Source organism: Streptomyces boninensis (genome assembly GCF_048572725.1).
Lineage (GTDB): Bacteria > Actinomycetota > Actinomycetes > Streptomycetales > Streptomycetaceae > Streptomyces > Streptomyces boninensis.
In genome coordinates, this window is record NZ_CP183837.1 from 2,335,063 (window position 1) to 2,352,170 (window position 17,108).

Annotated in this window: 14 protein-coding genes; 6 read left to right on the forward strand and 8 right to left on the reverse strand. The window is 71.5% G+C overall.

All coding sequences use genetic code 11. The features are described 5' to 3' along the window. Positions 1 to 56 precede the first annotated feature (56 nt). Positions 57 to 3,785 carry a helix-turn-helix domain-containing protein gene (locus ACNNMR_RS10485; RefSeq protein WP_419994276.1) on the reverse strand — a complete coding sequence of 1,243 codons (3,729 nt, stop codon included), beginning with the start codon at positions 3,783 to 3,785 and terminating at the stop codon, positions 57 to 59. A gap of 135 nt (positions 3,786 to 3,920) precedes the next feature. Between ACNNMR_RS10485 and ACNNMR_RS10490 the strand changes: the two genes are divergently transcribed. The 3 genes from ACNNMR_RS10490 (at position 3,921) to ACNNMR_RS10500 (ending at position 6,746) form a co-directional block, all read left to right on the forward strand. Continuing rightward, positions 3,921 to 4,736 carry a hypothetical protein gene (locus tag ACNNMR_RS10490; RefSeq protein ID WP_419994277.1) on the forward strand — a complete coding sequence of 272 codons (816 nt, stop codon included), beginning with the start codon at positions 3,921 to 3,923 and terminating at the stop codon, positions 4,734 to 4,736. Next, on the forward strand, positions 4,729 to 6,030 hold the full coding sequence (locus ACNNMR_RS10495; protein ID WP_419994278.1) for a copper amine oxidase: 1,302 nt from the start codon (positions 4,729 to 4,731) through the stop codon (positions 6,028 to 6,030). Before ACNNMR_RS10490 ends, ACNNMR_RS10495 begins: the two co-directional genes overlap by 8 nt. A gap of 83 nt (positions 6,031 to 6,113) precedes the next feature. Continuing rightward, positions 6,114 to 6,746: a GntR family transcriptional regulator gene (locus tag ACNNMR_RS10500; protein WP_419994279.1), complete on the forward strand. Its 633-nt coding sequence runs from the start codon at positions 6,114 to 6,116 to the stop codon at positions 6,744 to 6,746. Positions 6,747 to 6,755: 9 nt separating this feature from the next. On the opposite strand, the gene ACNNMR_RS10505 is transcribed toward ACNNMR_RS10500, so the two are convergent. Further along, entirely contained in the window at positions 6,756 to 7,256 is a 501-nt protein-coding gene (locus ACNNMR_RS10505) for a lamin tail domain-containing protein (protein ID WP_419994280.1), read from the reverse strand. Positions 7,257 to 7,446: 190 nt separating this feature from the next. Here ACNNMR_RS10505 and aceE point away from each other — a divergent pair, with 190 nt between their 5' ends. After that, on the forward strand, positions 7,447 to 10,125 hold the full coding sequence (gene aceE, locus ACNNMR_RS10510; RefSeq protein WP_419994281.1) for a pyruvate dehydrogenase (acetyl-transferring), homodimeric type: 2,679 nt from the start codon (positions 7,447 to 7,449) through the stop codon (positions 10,123 to 10,125). 273 nt (positions 10,126 to 10,398) lie between these two features. Here the strand turns inward: aceE and ACNNMR_RS10515 are convergent, their stop codons facing one another. Then, positions 10,399 to 10,872, reverse strand: a complete 474-nt coding sequence (locus ACNNMR_RS10515) for a helix-turn-helix domain-containing protein (RefSeq protein ID WP_419994282.1) — start codon at positions 10,870 to 10,872, stop codon at positions 10,399 to 10,401. 145 nt (positions 10,873 to 11,017) lie between these two features. On the opposite strand from ACNNMR_RS10515, the gene ACNNMR_RS10520 reads away from it, so the two are divergent. Further along, complete coding sequence (locus tag ACNNMR_RS10520; RefSeq protein ID WP_419994283.1) at positions 11,018 to 11,260, forward strand: hypothetical protein; 243 nt, start codon at positions 11,018 to 11,020, stop codon at positions 11,258 to 11,260. Here ACNNMR_RS10520 and ACNNMR_RS10525 read toward each other — a convergent pair. The 4 genes from ACNNMR_RS10525 to ACNNMR_RS10540 form a co-directional block, all read right to left on the reverse strand. After that, complete coding sequence (locus ACNNMR_RS10525; protein ID WP_419994284.1) at positions 11,178 to 11,777, reverse strand: NUDIX domain-containing protein; 600 nt, start codon at positions 11,775 to 11,777, stop codon at positions 11,178 to 11,180. The two genes, ACNNMR_RS10520 and ACNNMR_RS10525, sit on opposite strands and share 83 nt — an antisense overlap. 53 nt (positions 11,778 to 11,830) lie before the next feature. Next, the gene (locus tag ACNNMR_RS10530; RefSeq protein ID WP_419994285.1) at positions 11,831 to 13,129 is read right to left on the reverse strand and encodes a transcriptional regulator; all 1,299 of its coding nucleotides are present in this window, start codon (positions 13,127 to 13,129) and stop codon (positions 11,831 to 11,833) included. Between the two features lie 219 nt (positions 13,130 to 13,348). Next, on the reverse strand, positions 13,349 to 13,456 hold the full coding sequence (locus ACNNMR_RS10535; protein WP_419994286.1) for a methionine/alanine import family NSS transporter small subunit: 108 nt from the start codon (positions 13,454 to 13,456) through the stop codon (positions 13,349 to 13,351). Next, complete coding sequence (locus ACNNMR_RS10540; RefSeq protein WP_419994287.1) at positions 13,456 to 15,015, reverse strand: sodium-dependent transporter; 1,560 nt, start codon at positions 15,013 to 15,015, stop codon at positions 13,456 to 13,458. Before ACNNMR_RS10540 ends, ACNNMR_RS10535 begins: the two co-directional genes overlap by 1 nt. A gap of 138 nt (positions 15,016 to 15,153) precedes the next feature. Between ACNNMR_RS10540 and ACNNMR_RS10545 the strand changes: the two genes are divergently transcribed. Beyond that, a complete protein-coding gene (locus ACNNMR_RS10545) occupies positions 15,154 to 16,131 on the forward strand; it encodes a helix-turn-helix transcriptional regulator (protein ID WP_419994288.1) in 978 nt (325 codons plus the stop codon). Here the strand turns inward: ACNNMR_RS10545 and ACNNMR_RS10550 are convergent. Continuing rightward, positions 16,113 to 17,102, reverse strand: a complete 990-nt coding sequence (locus ACNNMR_RS10550) for an SDR family oxidoreductase (protein ID WP_419994289.1) — start codon at positions 17,100 to 17,102, stop codon at positions 16,113 to 16,115. The two genes, ACNNMR_RS10545 and ACNNMR_RS10550, sit on opposite strands and share 19 nt — an antisense overlap. Positions 17,103 to 17,108 lie beyond the last annotated feature (6 nt).

Below are 17,108 nucleotides of genomic sequence, written 5' to 3' on the forward strand. Positions count from 1 at the left end.
CGCGCGGACAGCGGACACACGTGGGGCGGGCTGCGGGCCCGCCCCACGTGCCGGGTTCAGCAGGTCCTGCGATAGCCGACCGACGGCAGATACGTCTCCCAGTCCGCCCGCGAGAGGCCGCTGCCGACCCGCTCGCACACCGTCCGGCGCACGGACTCCGCGCTCACCGGGTACGACCGCAGCCCGGTGGCGTTGCCCACCGCCCGTACCCGGGAGCCGTCCGGGGCGAAGGACACCGCCAGCACGCTGTCGCCGGGGGTCGGCAGCGGGCCGCCCAGGGGCTGGCGGGATTCGGTGTCCCACAGCTGGAGCGTGCCGTTCTCGCCCGCCACCGCGAGCATCGAGCCGTCGGGCGAGAAGGCCAGCCCCGACACCGGTTCCGTGGAGCCGCCGGCGGCACTGTCGTACGTACCGGGAAGGGTGCCGAGGCGGTGCCGGGCCGTGCCGTTCCAGAGCGTGACCCGGCCCGAGTCGTCGCCGGCCGCGAGGAGCCGGCCCGCCGGGTCGAAGGCGAGGGCCATGGGCGTGCCGAGCGTCAGCGTCCGGTAGCGCACCTTGCCCGAGGGCAGGTCGACGATCTCGCCCTGGTCGGTGAGCAGCACCCGGCCCTTCGGGTGCCCGGCCAGCACATCGCCGCCGACGTCGCGGAACTTCCCCTTGCGGTCGTGCAGCCGGGCGTCCCAGACCTCCACGTACTCGCCCTCGGGAACGTAGGCCAGCTGCAGCGACTTGCCGTCCGGGGCGAAGGCCATGCTGCGCACCTCGCTGCCCCAGCCGTGCCCCACCTTGCGGCTGCCGGCCGGCTTCCCCCGGCGCAGGTCCCACAACCGGACCGTGTCCGCCGCCTCCGGCCCGCCCTGCATCGATTGCGTCGTGTACCCGAGCGTGCGGCCGTCCGCGTCCAGCGCCATCCGCACCCAGCAGTCGGAGCCGCACTTCTGCTTCGGCGGTCCTGGTGCCCGGCGCCCGGTGCGGCTGTCGAAGGCGGCGAGCTCCACCCGGCCGTCGGACCGCTGCCGCTGCCCGGCCCAGTGGCGGCCGTCGGCGCTGAACTCCGCCTCGTCCCAGGAGGTCTGCGGCCACTTCCTGGACAGCAGCCCGCGGAGCGACAGGGTGCGCACCACGCCGCCGGATGTCCCGCCGAGGTAGCGCAGCACGCCGGCCTTCATGTCCAGACGGAGGTCCGACACGTCTTCGTTCATCAGCGGATACCTGAGCACCGGCGTCTCGGGGTCGCCGGCCTTCCACACCAGGATGTCGTCCTTGACGACGCCCGCGGCCATCGAGCCGTCGGCGCTCACCGACAGGTACGTGTCCTTCAGCCCGCCGCGCTTGACCAGCAGCCGGCCGCGGCCGCTGCGGACGTCGTAGGCGCGCAGCTCATTGCCCGCCTGCACGGTCAGGGTGCGGCCGTCCGGGGTGAAGTCCAGCCACACCGAGTCCACATCGCACCCCTTCTTCGTCTTCGCTACCTCGGCCGCCCACTCCCCGAGGTCGCCGCGCAGCGGCAGCTTCCGCTCCTTGCGCAGGTCCCAGAGCTCCAGTGGTCCGCCGTCGAGGCACAGGGCCAGCTGCCGGTCGTCGGGGCTGATCGCGTCGAAGGTGGTCTGCTCTCCGCCCACCTTGCGGGTGAGCAGCGGCTTCCCGCCGGACGTGGGAACCACCTTCAGCTCGGCCGGGCTGTCCATGTCCTCGGTGACGACGGCGAGCCGCCCGCTGAGGCTGAGCGCGGCGTCGATGGCATCGGACTTCAGCGTCGTCGTCTTCCCGGGCGCACCGTCGCCGCCCAGCCGGCGCACTTCGATGCCGGGCTCGTCCTTGGTGTGCGCCATGGTGCGGCCGTCCGCGGCCATCGACACCATCGCGTCGGAGCCCGGCTCCCCGAGCCCTTTGTACGTGCCCAGCCGGCGGCCCTTGACCGCGTCCCACCGGGTCACCCGGTCCTGGCCCGCGCTGACCACGGTGCGGCCGTCGCCGCTGAGGAAGTGCTGCGCCCCGGGGTCCTTACCGTTCGGCACCGTGAAGGCGGCCTCCTGCCGCTGCGCGTACGCCCCCAGCAGGGCGGCCCTGGTCTCGCGGGTCTCGGCCAGCTTCCACGCCGCCACGCTCAGCCGCAGCGCGTCCACCGGGTCGGAGTGGCGCAGGCTGTCGGCGACATCGGCGATGCGGCGGGCCTCGGCCTCCAGGTGCTGGCGGTCGCCCTCGCGGTTCTGCTGCCAGGCGATCACCCCCGCGATCAGGGCGAGCACCACGAGCGTGCCCAGCACGGCGGCGAGCGAGCGCCCGCGGCGCAGCTCCCGCCCCCGCGCCGCCAGGCTGGCGTCCAGGAACGCGGCCTCGCGCGCCGTGAGTTCGGCCGCGTGCTCCGCGCCGCCGAACCGCTCCTCCGCCGCCCCCAGCCGGCTCCCCCGGTACAGCGCCCCCACGTCCCGGTCCAGCTCCTCCCAGACCTGCGCCGCCTCCGTCAGCCGGCGCAGCTCGCGCATCCGCTCGCGGTCCTCCTCGATCCAGCCGGCCAGCCGCGGCCAGCCGCCGATCAGGGCCTCGTGGGCGAGGTCGACGGTGTCCTCGGACAGGGTCAGCAGGCGGGCGCGGGCGAGGAGTTCGAGTACGTGCCGCACATCCGCCGGCTCGCCGACCTCCAGCTCGCCCCGGTCCACCGGCCGCCGGGTGTCCTGCGCGCCCTCGCCCGGAGCGATCAGCCGCAGCAGGATCCGCCGCGCCACCTCCGCCTGAGCGCCGGTCAGTTCGCCGTACGCCCGCTCCGCGGTGGCCGCCACCGCCCCGCGCAGGCCGCCGGCCGCCTCGTACGACTGCAGCGTCAGCGCCCGGCCGCGGCGCCGCCGCCAGGTCTCCAGCAGTACGTGCGACATCAGCGGCAGGCCGCCGGGCTCGCCGTCGAGTTCGGACAGCAGCCGGGCGGTCAGCTCCCGTTCGACGATCAGCCTCGCGGCCGCCGCGGGCTTGACGATCGCCGCCCGCAGCTCGGCCGGGCTCATCGGCCCGACCAGCAGCTGTGCCGCGCGCAACGCCTCGGCGAGCTCGCGGTGTTCCGCGCACCGCCCGTAGAAGTCGGCCCGCACGGCGATCACGACGCGCAGGCGGCTGTCCGGCTCGCGCGCCGCCAGCAGCAGGTCGAGAAAGCGGGCCCGCTCGGCCACGTCCTGGCAGAGCGTGAAGACCTCCTCGAACTGGTCGACCAGGACGTACGTATCCCCGTCACCGGCCGCCGGTACCAGCGCCTCCGCATGCCGCTCCGGATGCTCGCCCGGCGTCAGGATCCGTACCACCGCCGCAGCGCCCTCCGCCCGCACCGCCGGCACCAGGCCGGCCCGCAGCAGCGAGGACTTGCCGCTGCCCGACGGGCCGAAGACGGCCGCGAAGCGGTGGCCGCGGACCAGCTCCACCACATCCTCGGTGAGCTGCTCGCGGCCGAAATAGGCCTCCTGGTCGGCCGGTTCGAAGCGGGCCAGGCCGCGGTACGGGGGCTCGGCCCCGGCGTCCTCCGACGGCGGCTCGGCCGCCTCGTCCGCGTCCGCCTCCCGCCACCGGCGCTCCCAGTCGGCCGGATCGCCGCCGCAGGCGCGGGCGTACGCCAGCACCACCGGCAGCGACGGCAGCTTCTCGCCCGCGGCGGCCTGCGACAGCGTCGTGACCGAGAACTCGCACTTGGCGGCGAGCTGCCGGTAGGTCAGCCCCGCCTCGTCGCGCAGCTTCCGCAGCTCGTACGCGAACCGCTGCACCGGACCCGCGGCCGGGTCGACCGGCCGTTCCCTGCGCCCCAAAACAACTCCCCCGTTCCCCCTGCGGCTCAGGCTAGTGGGATTGTTCGGCCTGGTGAAACGGGGGTGCCGAACAACCTCGCAGCCGATCAACTCGTCCTTGAACAAGACCAGTGAGATCGGCACGAGGGGGAGCAGATGGGGGACATGGAGGAATCGGGGGATTCGTCGACGGCCCGCCGCAACCTGCGCAAGCTCGCGGTGCAGGTGGGCGTCGCCGCCGCAGGTGTCGCCGTCGTCACGGCCATCACCTGGCCCATGAGCGCCACCGGCGACGGCCCGGCACGGGGGACCGGGTCGTCGGCCGGTGGCATGCCGGGGCCGGTGGCGGAGGCGCCGGGCAACGCGCCCGGCCGGTACGTGGCGCCCGCCCCGGCCCAGGACCGGGGCACCGGGCGCGACCCGCTCACCGACGCGGAGCGGGAGACAGCCGTGCGGGCCGCGCTCAGCGGCGACCGGCCGCTGCGCACCGAGAGCAAGGACGTCACCGGGCATGCGGGCGACCCGCAGCTCCTCACGTCCGCGCTCGCCGAGGACACCGACGACCGCACGGCCGAGGTGACGTTCTACGACTACACGGACAACAGCCTGGTGGTGAAGACCGTCGACCTGGCCACGCGGAAGGTGACCGACACCGAGGTCGCCCGCGGCGCACAGCCGCCGCCCAGCCCGCGCGAGTCCAAGGAGGCAGCGAAGCTGCTGATCGGCGACCAGGCGCTCGGGGACGGGCTGAGCCAGGACTACCGCGCGGCCACCGGCAAGGCGCTCACCGAGGTCGGCCAGCTGGAGGTCAGGGGCGGGACGTACAAGGCGGGCCCGGGCGCGCCCGCGGAGCTGCGGGAGTGCGGTGAGCACCGCTGTGTGCGGCTGTTCACGCGGGTCAAGGGCGGCCCGTGGATCGAGACCCGGCAGTACGTCATCGACCTCAGCGACCGGAAGGTGCACCGTGCCTGACCGCAAGAGAAACCTTCGCTTCGGCGCGGCCGCGGCCGTACTGCTGCTGCCGCTGCTGCCGGTGGCCGCCGCCCAGGGCGCGGCGAACGCGGCCCCGCAGGCGCCGCCGCCCGCACAGGACTGCTCGGCGTCCTCGACGATCGAGAAGAAGCTGCCCGGCGGCACCACTTGGAAGATGTGCTGGCACAACAACGAGTACGCCGGGCTCGTCCTGGAGGACGTCACGTACCAGCCGAAGGGCGAGCCGAAGCCCATCAAGGTGCTGGCCAGCGGCCGGATGGCGCAGATCCATGTGCCCTACGACAACGGCAAGAATGAGTACAACGACGTCACCGAGGAGAGCCTCGGCAGCTACCCGGAGAAGCTGAAGCCGGCGGACTGCCCGGGCGGCACGATCCGTAAGATCAAGTCGGCCGACCCCGAGGTGGGGACCGTCAGCGCCCTGTGCGTGACCACGCAGTCGCGCGGCTTCGCCTATCACGGGGACAGCGGGGATGTGTACGAGAACCCGGCGCACGACGACTCGGGGCAGGGCACGGACCTGGCGGTGTACGCGATTTACTCGGCGGGCTACTACCAGTACGTCGTGCAGTGGAACTTCTCCGACGACGGCACCATCACGCCCAAGGCCGGCGCGACCGGCAATCTCTCGCCCACCGACTACGACGCCTCGGACAAGACCGGCATGCCGCTCGGCAAGGGCAGCAGGGACAAGGCGACGAGCCACCAGCACAACATCTTCTGGCGGCTGCAGTTCCAGCCGGACGGCTCGTACGGGCAGCGGATCGAGCAGTTCGGCACCAAGAACGCGGGCGGCGACCCGCCGAAGATGAGCACCAGCCACAAGACGGTCGGCACCGAGACATCCGGCAACTCGTCGTCGTACCGCTGGTGGCGGGTCGTGAGCAAGGCGGGCAAGAACGCGGACGGGCATCCGCGGTCGTGGGAGATCGTGCACCACAACCCGGCCCGCTATACGGGGCGCGCCTTCACCGGCAAGGACGTGTACTTCACGCAGGACAAGAAGTGCGAGAAGTACCCGAACCAGAACCGGGAGTTCGGCGGCCGGTGCGCCGACACGGTGCCGAAGTTCGTCAACGGCGAGCGGCTGACCCGGCCGGTCGCCTGGGTCAACGTCGGCTTCCACCACATCCCGCGGGACGAGGACCAGACGCCGATGCCGGCGCACTGGCAGGGCTTCCAGATCGCCCCGCGCGATGTGACGGCGATGAGCCCGCTGACCCCGGACCGGCTGCGGACGCCCGACTACAACGGGGAGCCGCACGAGCACTGAACGCTCGGCCGTGGCGGGTGGCACCGGCGTTACGGTGCTGCCCGCCACAGCGCATCTGCGCGCGCAGCCGCAATAATGAGCCCATGACGACCAGCCCCGCCCTCCACCCTTCCTCCCTGCGCGAGCAGATCCGCGAGCACATCGTCGAGGGGATCATCAGCGGGCGCTGGAAGCCGGGCGAGCGGATCGTGGAGCGGCGGATCGCGACCGAGCTGGAGGTCAGCCAGACCCCGGTCAGGGAGGCGCTGCGCGAGCTGGAGTCGCTGCGGCTGATCGAGTCGTCGCCGAACAAGGGCGTTCGCGTCCGCGATCTCACCGCCGCCGATCTCGAGGAGATCTATCCGGTACGTGCCGGGCTCGAGCAGATCGCGGCGGAGCTGGCGGCGGCGCGGCTCGCGCAGGACGTATCCGCCCTGGAGCCGCACGTCGCCGCGCTGCGGGAGGCGGACGCGGCGGGTGACAGCGAGGCGCAGGTGCGGCACACGGTGGCCTTCCACCGCGAGCTGGTGCGGGCGGCGGGGAACAGTGTGCTGCTGCACACCTGGGAAGGCCTGGGCATCGAGGTCTTCACGTCGCTGTCGATCCGGTGGCTCGGCACCCATCACGAGTCGTACGCGGAGGAGCACCAGGATGTCGTGGACGCCTTCCGGCGCGGCGATCCGGAGATCGCCGCGCTGGTGAAGACCCACGTGCTGGGGTGCGCCCCGCGCAGGTGAGCCTTCGGCTCAGTGGAAGCGGATGTAGCCGTCGCGGTTGCCGTCGTCGCTGCTCCGGTACGAGTGCCTGTCGGAGATCGGCCCCGACGGCTTGTAGAGGTAGATCGTGTCGCCGCCGTTGTTCCAGATGAAGTTGCAGTTGTCGCGGTACACGACGTTGCCCCCGTCGGAGTCCGTGCCGTTGCCGCCGCGCAGCTTCACATAGTCGCCGGGCTGCAGGTGGTGGGTCGCGGTGAACCGGAACTGGTTCCCGGCCGCGTCCTTGACCAGGTAGTTCTTGAGGTTCACGGTCAGCGTCGGCGAGTAGTTCTTGATCGTCAGATACTCGTTCTTCGTGTTGCCACCGACGCAGCGGTTGTCGTCCCGGCCGGGCGCGTCGTACTGGACGCCGCGGGTCTTCAGCGCCGAGCGGGGCTCGGCGCCGTCGGCGGACGAGGTGACCAGGAAGGGCAGCAGGCCGGCGGCCAGGGTGGCAGCGCCGGCGGCGGCTATGAGGGCAGGCTTACGCAACGTCGGACATCCTTCGGGATAGAGCGATAAGAGCGACAGGATCCTAGAAAAGGACCCCAGCCCTGCCCAGGGCCCGACCGGCCCCATTCCCGGACATTTCTCAGACACTCCGTGCCATGTACACGGGCACTGGATGCCAATTTGTCACCTGGTCTTTGATCGATCATCGATCAGACTTAGAGTCGATCGCATGACCGATGCCGTACAGAAGCGTCCGAGCGAGCTCGACCAGCTGCCGGACCGCGACCCCCAGGAGACCGCCGAATGGCGTGAGTCCCTCGACGCCGTCAACAAGGCGGCCGGCCCGCAGCGCGCGAAGTACCTGCTGCGCCGCACCCTGCAGCACGCCCAGGCCGACCCCGGCCTGGAGCTGCCCGCCCTGCTGGAGACGGATTACGTCAACTCGATCCCGACCGGAGCCGAGCCCGCCCTCCCCGGCGACCCGGCGCTGGAGTCGCGGATCACCGCCTGGAACCGCTGGAACGCCGCCGCCATGGTGACCCGCGGGTCGCGCTACGGCCTCGGCGGGCACATCGCCACCTTCGCCTCGGCGGCCTGGCTCTACGAGACCGGGTTCAACCACTTCTTCCACGGCAAGGAGGGGGACGGCTCCGGCGACCAGCTCTACATCCAGGGCCACGCCTCCCCCGGCATCTACGCCCGCGCCTTCCTCGACGGCCGGCTCTCCGCCGACCAGCTCGACCGCTTCCGCCAGGAGGCCGGCGGCGACGGCCTTCCGAGCTACCCGCACCCGCGCCGGCTGCCGACGCTGTGGGAGTTCCCGACCGTCTCCATGGGCCTCGGCCCGCTCTCCGCGATCTACCAGGCGCGCTTCAACCGCTACCTGACCAACCGCGGCATCAAGGACGTCTCGGGCAGCCACGTCTGGGCCTTCCTCGGCGACGGCGAGATGGACGAGCCCGAGTCGACCGCCGCCCTCGCCCTCGCGGGCCGCGAGCAGCTCGACAACCTCACCTTCGTCATCAACGCCAACCTGCAGCGCCTCGACGGCCCGGTCCGCCCGAACTTCAAGATCGTGCAGGAGCTGGAGGCCCAGTTCCGCGCCGCCGGCTGGAATGTCGTCAAGTCGCTCTGGGGCTCCGCCTGGGACGAGCTGCTCCAGCTCGACGCCACCGGCGCGCTGGTACGGCGCCTGCGCGAGGTCCCGGACGCCCAGTTCCAGACGTACGCGACCCGCGACGTCCCGTACATCCGCGAGCACTTCTTCGGCGCCGAGCCGGCGCTGCAGGAGCTCGCGAAGCTGATCAGCGACGACAAGATCGCCGAGTGCTTCCACACCTCCCGCGCCGGACACGAGCCGCGCAAGGTCTACGCGGCCTACCGCGCGGCCCTGGAGCACAAGGGCGCGCCGACGGTGATCCTGGCCCAGACCGTCAAGGGCTGGACCCTCGGCCCGGGCTTCGAGTCCCGTAACGCCAACCACCAGATGAAGAAGCTCACCGGCAAGGAGTTCCGCGCCATGCGGGACCTGCTGGAGCTCCCCATCCCGGACAAGGCGCTCGACGACGACCTCGTCCCGTACTGGCACCCGGGCCAGGACTCCCCCGAGGTCCGCTATCTGCACGAGCGGCGCGCCGAGCTCGGCGGCCCGGCCCCGACCCGCCGGGTGCACCCGGTGGTGCTGCCGGACCAGCAGGAGAAGCCCTTCGAGGCCCTCCGCAAGGGCTCCGGCACCCAGGAGATCGCCACGACCATGGCCTTTGTGCGCCTGGTCAAGGACCTCATGCGGGACAAGGAGACCGGCAAGCGCTGGGTGCCGATCGTCCCGGACGAGGCGCGCACCTTCGGCATGGAGTCGCTCTTCCCGACCGCCGGCATGTACTCGCCGATGGGCCAGACCTACGACCCGGTCGACCGCGACCAGCTCCTTTACTACAAGGAGGCCAAGGACGGTCAGATCCTCAACGAGGGGATCACCGAGGCCGGTTCGATGGCCGACTTCACCGCGGCCGGCACGGCGTACGCCACCCACGGCGAGCCGATGATCCCGTTCTACATCTTCTACTCGATGTTCGGCTGGCAGCGGACCGCCGACCAGATGTGGGCCTTCGCCGACCAGCTCGGCCGCGGCTTCCTCATCGGCGCCACCGCGGGCCGTACGACGATGACGGGTGAAGGCCTGCAGCACGCGGACGGCCACTCGCCGCTGATCGCCTCGACGAACCCGGCGGCGCTGGCGTACGACCCCGCCTTCGCCTTCGAGGTCGGCGCCATCGTCAAGGACGGCCTGCGGCGGATGTACGGCGAGAACGCCGAGGACATCTTCTACTACCTGACCGTCTACAACGAGCCCAAGGTGCAGCCCGCGCTGCCCGAAGGCGTATCGGAAGAGGCCATCGTCAAGGGCCTCTACCGCTTCAAGGAGTCGGAGCACAGCGCCCCGGACGCCCCGCGCATCCAGCTGCTCGCCTCCGGCACCGCCATCCACTGGATCCTCGAAGCCCAGCAGCTCCTCGCCAATGAGTGGGGTGTGTCCGCCGACGTGTGGTCCACCCCGTCCTGGTCGGAACTGCGCCGGGAAGCCCTGTCCTGCGACGCGGCGCAGCTTCGTGGAGAGGATCGGGTCCCGTACGTCACCCGTGCCCTGGAGGGCGCACCGGGCCCGGTCCTCGCCGTATCCGACTGGATGCGGCAGGTTCCCGACCAGATCAGCCAGTGGGTCGAGCAGGACTGGACGTCCCTCGGCACCGACGGCTTCGGCCTCTCCGACACCCGCGACGCGGCCCGCCGGCACTTCGGCGTGGACCCGCAGTCGGTGGTCGTCGCGGCGCTCGCGCAGCTGGCGCGGCGCGGCGAGGTGAAGCAGGAGACGGTCAAGAAGGCGGCGGAGAAGTACGGCCTCGCCTGACGGCAGCGGTAATCGGCGGCGGCTGCGGGGAGTCGAAGAGCTCCTCCAGCCGCCGCTTGCTCGTTTCGTCGAAGTGCGTGGCTGCCAGATACACCGTGATGTTCCCGTCGCGCTGTCTTATCCAGGCGGCGACGGCCTCTGGAGCGTCGGATACAAGCAGCACCCGGACCGGCATCGGGTCCTCCCGGTCGGTCTTCCGAGCGCTGGCCGCTTGCTCGTCAGGTACATGCAAGCATAAATGCAGGCTTCCGGTACGAGCCTTCCCGGCTCTTTTCAGCCGTTGTCGCCCCGGGTCACATCGCGCAGCGCGTCATGCGTGCGCTCCCAGGCGCTGAGGGCCTGTTTGAGCTGGTCAGGGGTGATATCGGGGCGGCCCTTCACGACCACGACAATGCGGCCCTGCGGGTCTTCGTTGTCGGGGAGGTTGAGCACCGCGGCGTCCAGCAGCGGCCCTTCGGCGCGCAGCGCCTCGACGATGCGCAGCGGGAGTTCACCTGCGGCTTCGGCGCCGCCGTGGACCGGTTCTCCGCCTGCGAGCACCTGTTCGATCGAGGTCTCGGACCAGCCGACGACGTGGGCGTAACTGCGCATCGTGCCGGTGACCTTGGCGCGTTTCACACCCCGCTCGACGGACTGGACCGCGGTACGGGTCACGCCGATCCGCTCCGCCAGCTCCGCCTGCGTCCACCCGGCGGCGGCGCGCGCCCCCGCGAGCGCCTTGCCGAGCCGGCCCCAATCCTGCCCCATGGTCGCCATCATGCCGCAATCCGAAGCACCGCGACAGGCTCACTTTTTGAGCTGAACGGCCGACAACTACCCGTGAGGAAGCTAGACTTGTGAGCTCCTCAGGCAGGGACCGGCCAGCGCCCAGCTACGGAACGGAAGTGGATCCATGCAGGTCCTGCTGACCCTGGGCACCCTGTGCGGAGCGGTCGCCGCGGCCGGAGTGCTGCTGCGCTGGCTCTGGCGGGCCAATCGGCAGCTGGTACGCCTCGCCGACTCCCTCATAGAACTCTCCCCCGACGAGGGCGAGCAGACCGTACGCGAGGAGCTCACGCGCCTCTCAGGCGATCTGTCGGTACTCTCCGGACGGTTCGACGAGCACCTCGACCGGCATGGCGGCCGGCCTGACTGAGCTGCCGCAGCCGCAGCAGTGCCGCCACCGTGGCGGCCGCGCGCAGCTTGCCGGAGCGCAGCAGCTCGGGCACGTCGGCCAGCGGCACCCACGCCCGCCGGTCCGACTCGAAGGCGTCGCGCGGCTCCCCGGTGTACGCGGCCCGGTCGCTCCAGAAGATGTGGTGCCGCGCGTCGGTGATGCCGTTGGCGGCCTCCAGCGTCATCAGATGCTTGAGGCCCAGCGGCCGCCAGCCGGTCTCCTCCTCCAGCTCCCGGGCCGCGGCGGCGGCGATGTCCTCGCCGGCGTCGACCATCCCGGAGGGCAGCTGATAGCCCCAGCTCTGGGTGATGAAGCGGTGCCGCCAGAGCAGCAGTGCCTCATCGCGCTCGTTGACGACGGTGGCCATGGCCACGGCCGGCAGCCGGACCAGATAGTGGTCGAGCCGGCGCCCGTCCGGCAGTTCGACATCGGCCAGGTTCACCCGCAGATACGGGTTCTCGTAGACCGTTACTTCGCTGTGCTGAGTCCATCGCATACCGCCCCCGGGTGCCACCGACTTGTTCAAGCCATTGTCAGCACCAAAACCCGTCAGAGGGGAATGCGGAGGGCCTCGTCTATCCGCTCCACGGCGGATCGGGATATGGCGGCGTCATATCCCCCCAGCTCCCGCCGCAGCAGCCGGTACCGGTCCCGCAGCCGCGTCGACTCCATGCCGGTCCCCGCGGCCAGCATGGGCGCCACCAGCCGCGCCGCCTCCTCCGGCTCGCCCTGCCGCAGCCGCACCCGCGCCAGCACCGCGAGCCGGTGCACCCGGCCGCGGGTGTGCCCGTCGGCGGCGGCCGCCCGCTCGGCGTGCAGCCGGGCCTGCCACAGCTCGCCGAGGCCGAGAAACGTCTCCGCCAGCAGCGCCTCCACCCGCCCGCGCTCCACATAGTCGGTCTCGGCGGGCTCGGCCCGCGATCCGATCAGCGCGGCCATCGCCTGCGCGGCCCGCGCCGCCGCCCGCGCCGACGCGGCGTCGCCCTGAGCGGCGTACGCCTTGGCGCGCATCGCGTACACATCGGTGGCCAGCGCCGGGCTGAGCCACCGCGGATCGCCGTCGAGGGCGGCGTCGGTGCAGGCCAGCGCCTGGCTGTAGTGCCGCAGCGTGAGCGCCTGCTGCGCCATGAGGCCGATGGCGTACGCGCCCAGCGGCCGGTCGCCCGCGCGGGCGGAGAGCCGTAACGCCTGGGTGAAGTAGCGCTGGGCGAGGCCGTGCAGGTCCGAGTCGTACGCGCACACCCCGGCCAGCGCGGCGAGGGAGCCGGCCGAGCGGCTCAACAGCCGCCCGTCGGCGCCGTCCTGTCCGGTGCGCAGCAGCGGCCCGACCTCGGCCGACAGATACGACACCACCCGCAGCCGCGTCGCCACCCCGCCGACCTGCCGGTACATCCGCTCGTAGTGCTCCCGGGCGGCCCCCGGCAGCCGCGGATCGCCCTCCTCCCCCAGCGCAAGGGCATCCGCCCGCCGCCACTGCCATACGGGCAGCAGCGCCCCCGGACCCCACTCCGGCTGCAGCGTCAGCAGCCGCTCCGAGCCGCGGCCGTCCGCCTGCCACAGCGCCGCCATCCGCCCCGGCGCGGCATCGTCCGCGCGCGGGCGCGGGCCGGCGAGGCCGATGTCCGCGGCCCGTACGGTGCGCCGCAGCCGCCGGCCGAAGACCTCGCAGAGCACCTCGGGCACGGGGTCCTGCGGGCGCTGCCCGCGCAGCCAGCGCAGCACCGAGGCATGGTCGTAACGCAGGGTGATATCGCGGCTGCGTCCCGCTTCATTGACGCGTGCAGCCAGCCCGGCGTGGCTGAATCCCGCCTCCTCCAGCACCGCCGCGAACAGCAGGTTCGGTTCCATACGCGAAGTCCCGTGGATGTCCCGACGAGAATCCACCGTACCCCTGATCCGCTTACGGAGCGTGATGAATGCGCACACTGGTTGCCCCGGTTCACACCCTCCCCTCGATCCGGAGTACGCGCTTCACTCGTAACGCACCTTCCCCCCTCCAGCCCGGCGCCGGGAAAGACTTGGTGCGCTGGCCGCTTGCCGCGTCCCGGCGCCGGGCTGGAGAACCCGTCACTCCAACGGGTCGGGGTGGCTGCGCAGCTTCAGCAGGGCGCCGACCAGGCCGCCCCAGACGATCACGATCGCCACGATCAGCATCACGATGGCGCTGCCCGACATCAGATCCTGCCTCCCAGGTCCTGGCCCAACTCGTCCTCGACCGGCTCCGCGTCCGGCGCCCGGCCGCCGATGTCGCCGTGGTGTTTCCACGGCACCAGCGCGGCGAGCACGCCGAACACCAGCACCGCGCCCGCGACGCCCCAGCCGGCCCAGGCGAGGAAAGAGGACGGCATGCCGGCGTAGTTCTCTTCCAGCTCCGTCCGGAGGCTGTCGACCATCATCCAGACCAGCACCAGCGGGGTGACCGCGCCGAGGCAGATCAGCCACAGCTTGCCCACCCGCACCGCGGACGTGTTGTTGGCGTCGTCCCGGAGCAGCGGCAGCTTGCGCAGCAGCAGGGCGACCACGACCACGGAGACCAGCCCGCACAGCACGATGCCGTACTGGTTGATGAAGTGGTCCACGGCGTCCAGGAGATGGATGCCGCCGTCCGAGGCGAACGCCAGCACGGACACCACCGTCAGCAGGCCGCCGACCAGCAGCACCGACGTCAGCCGGGACAGCCCGGTGCGGTCCTCCACGGCCGCCACCTGGACCTGCACGATCGACACCAGCGAGGTGAGCCCCGCGATCGCCAGCGAGCCGAAGAACATCACGCCGAACAGGCCGCCCAGCGGCATGCTCGAGATGATCTGCGGGAATGCCACGAAGGCCAGCCCGATCCCGGACGACGCCACCTCGCTGACGTCGGTGCCGCTCTGCGAGGCCATGAAGCCCAGGGTGGCGAAGACGCCGATGCCCGCCAGGATCTCGAAGGAGCTGTTCGCGAAGCCCGCCACCAGCGCCGAGCCGGTCAGGTCCGACTTGCGGCCGAGGTAGGAGGCGTACGTGATCATGATGCCGAAGCCGATGGACAGCGAGAAGAAGATCTGGCCGTACGCGGCCACCCATACGCTGCCCTCGGTCAGGGCCGACCAGTCGGGCTTGAACAGCGCGTCCAGGCCCTTGCCGGCACCGCTCAGCGTCACGGCGCGCACGACGAGGACGAGGAAGAAGACCAGCAGCAGCGGAATGAAGATCCTGTTCGCCACCTCGATGCCGCGGCGCACGCCGAGCACGAGGATGGCGATCGTGACCAGCCAGATGGCGATGAGCGGCCAGGTCACGCCCGAGACGTAGTGGCTGAAGTCGCCCGCCTTGTCGGACGCCTGCAGGAAGTCCCCGAAGAAGAAGCCCTCGGGGTCCTTGCCCCACTTCTCGGTGAACGAGAAGCCGATGTAGCGCACCGCCCAGGCCAGGATCACCGCGTAGTACGCGGCGATGACGAAGCAGATGGCGACCTGCCACCAGCCGATGAACTCGGCGGGGCGGGCCAGTTGGCGGAATGCGCCGGGAGGCGAGGAGCGGTAGCGCCGGCCGACCGTGTATTCCATGATCAGCAGCGGCAGACCCGCCGTCAGCAGGGCGAGCAGATAGGGCAGCAGGAAGGCGCCCCCGCCGTTGTCGTATGCGACAGCGGGGAAGCGCCAGATGTTGCCGAGTCCTACCGCTGAGCCAATGGCGGCGAACAGGAACCCGGTCCGGCTGCCCCACCGCTCGCGCGACTCGATGGACGACATAGTGAACCTTTTGTCTTACGTGCGGAACTGACTGGACGTTAGCAGCGCAGCGGCTCCGGACCGCCTGGCGACGCGTACCAGTACCCCTGCACCCACCTGCATGCTTCCATGCCGAGCCCATCCCGGCATGATGGCCCCATGCGTGCCGCCCGCCTGATCCACCTGGTCCTGCTGCTGCAGTCCCGCGGCTCCATGACCGCCGCCGAGCTCGCCGAGCGGCTGGAGGTCACCGAGCGGACCGTGCAGCGGGACGTGCAGGCGCTCAGCGAGGCCGGCATCCCGGTCTACGCCGACCGCGGCCGCATCGGCGGCTACCGCCTCGTCGGCGGCTACCGCACCCGGCTCACCGGCCTCGGCCGGGACGAGGCGGAGGCCCTCTTCCTCTCCGGCGTCCCCGGCGCACTGCGCGAGATGGGCCTGGCCGACGTCGCCTCGGCGGCCCGGCTGAAGGTGTCGGCGGCGCTGCAGCCGGAGTTGAGCGACGCCCCCGCGGCCGCGGCGCAGCGCTTCCACCTGGACGCGCCGGGTTGGTGGCAGGAGCCGGAGACGCCCGAGCTGCTGCCGCCGGTGGCGGAGGCGGTGTGGGACGACCGGCGGCTCGCCGTGACGTACCGGCGGCGCCAGGAGGCGGAGCCGGTGGCCCGGGAGCTGGAGCCGTACGGGCTCGTGCTGAAGGCGGGCGTCTGGTACGTGGTGGCGCGGGTGGACGGCGACTCCCGGGTCTACCGCGTCGACCGCTTCGAGTCGGTCGAGCCCGCCGCCGAACGCTTCGACCGGGACGAGGACTTTGACCTCCCGGCCTTCTGGGCGGAAAGATCCGCCGCCTTCGCCCGCTCGATCCTGCACGCCGAGGTGACACTCCGCCTGACCGCGACGGGCGCGGGCCGCCTCCGGTACGTAACCGACCGCGCGGCAGCGGAGGAGGCCCTGGCGGCAAGCCGCCCGGACCCCGGCGGCCGGATCACGGTGAACCTGCGGGTGGAGTCCCTGGACGTCGCGTACACGCAGCTTCTGGCGCTGGGCCCGGAAGCCGAGGTGCTCGGGCCGCCGCCGCTCCGCGAGCGGTTCACGGAGGCGGCGGCCCGCTGGGCGGCTGTCTACGGGCGCGAGCGGTAGGACTCCGGGTCCCCGGCGTCCTCACCCCGCATCAGCTTCGTGAAGAACGGCCAGCTGTCCGGCAGCGTGCCGTCCGTGTCCGTGTAGCCGTACTCCTTCGCCAGCTGCCCGCTGTAGAGCGACTGCCCGTTCCAGCGCGCCCGCTCCGGATCCGCCGCCAGCTCCGCGACCCCGCGGGCCACGAGATACGGCGACTCCGACAGGGCGAACTCCGCCGGCGCCGTCTTCCCCACCGAGTCGCGCCAGGTCTCCTCCGTGGTCTTGAAGGTCTCCAGCATCTGCTCGGACCGGATGAACCCCGGCGTCACCGACACCGCCGTGCCGCCCGACTCCTTGATCTCATGACTCAGGTTGAACGCCATCCGGATCGGCGCGTTCTTCGCGAGGTCGTAGAAGAACATGCCCCGGTACGCCTCGTTCCCCTCGGCGGTGCCGTCCGTGATCTCCACCAGCAGCGCATTGCCGGTCCGCATCAGCAGCGGCATCGCGTAATAGCTGGTGATGATGTGGCTCTTCACGCCGAGCTCCAGGATCCGCAGCCCGCGCTCCAGCTCGATCTCCCACATCTTCTGTTCGAACTGGATCAGGTGCTCCCCGCCCCACAGGTCGTTCACCAGGACGTCGAGCCGCCCCTGCTCCTTGTCGATCCGCTCGATGAGCGCCTTCACCTGTTCCTGCTCCAGGTGATCCGTCGGTACGGCGATGCCCTCGCCGCCCGCCGCGGTCACCAGTTCCGCCGTCTCCTCGATCGTCTCCGTCGTCCGCCCGACCTCGCTGACCTGCGTCCGCGTGGTCCGCCCGGTCGCGTAGACCGTCGCGCCCTGCTCGCCCAGCGCCACCGCCAGCGCCCGTCCCGCGCCCCGCGTCGCCCCGGCGACCAGCGCGACCTTGCCCGTGAGTGCCTTGTCTTCGCTCATGGACCACACATTGGCAGCGAATCCCGACAACCTCTGTCGCCATTCCCGGGGCATTTGCGG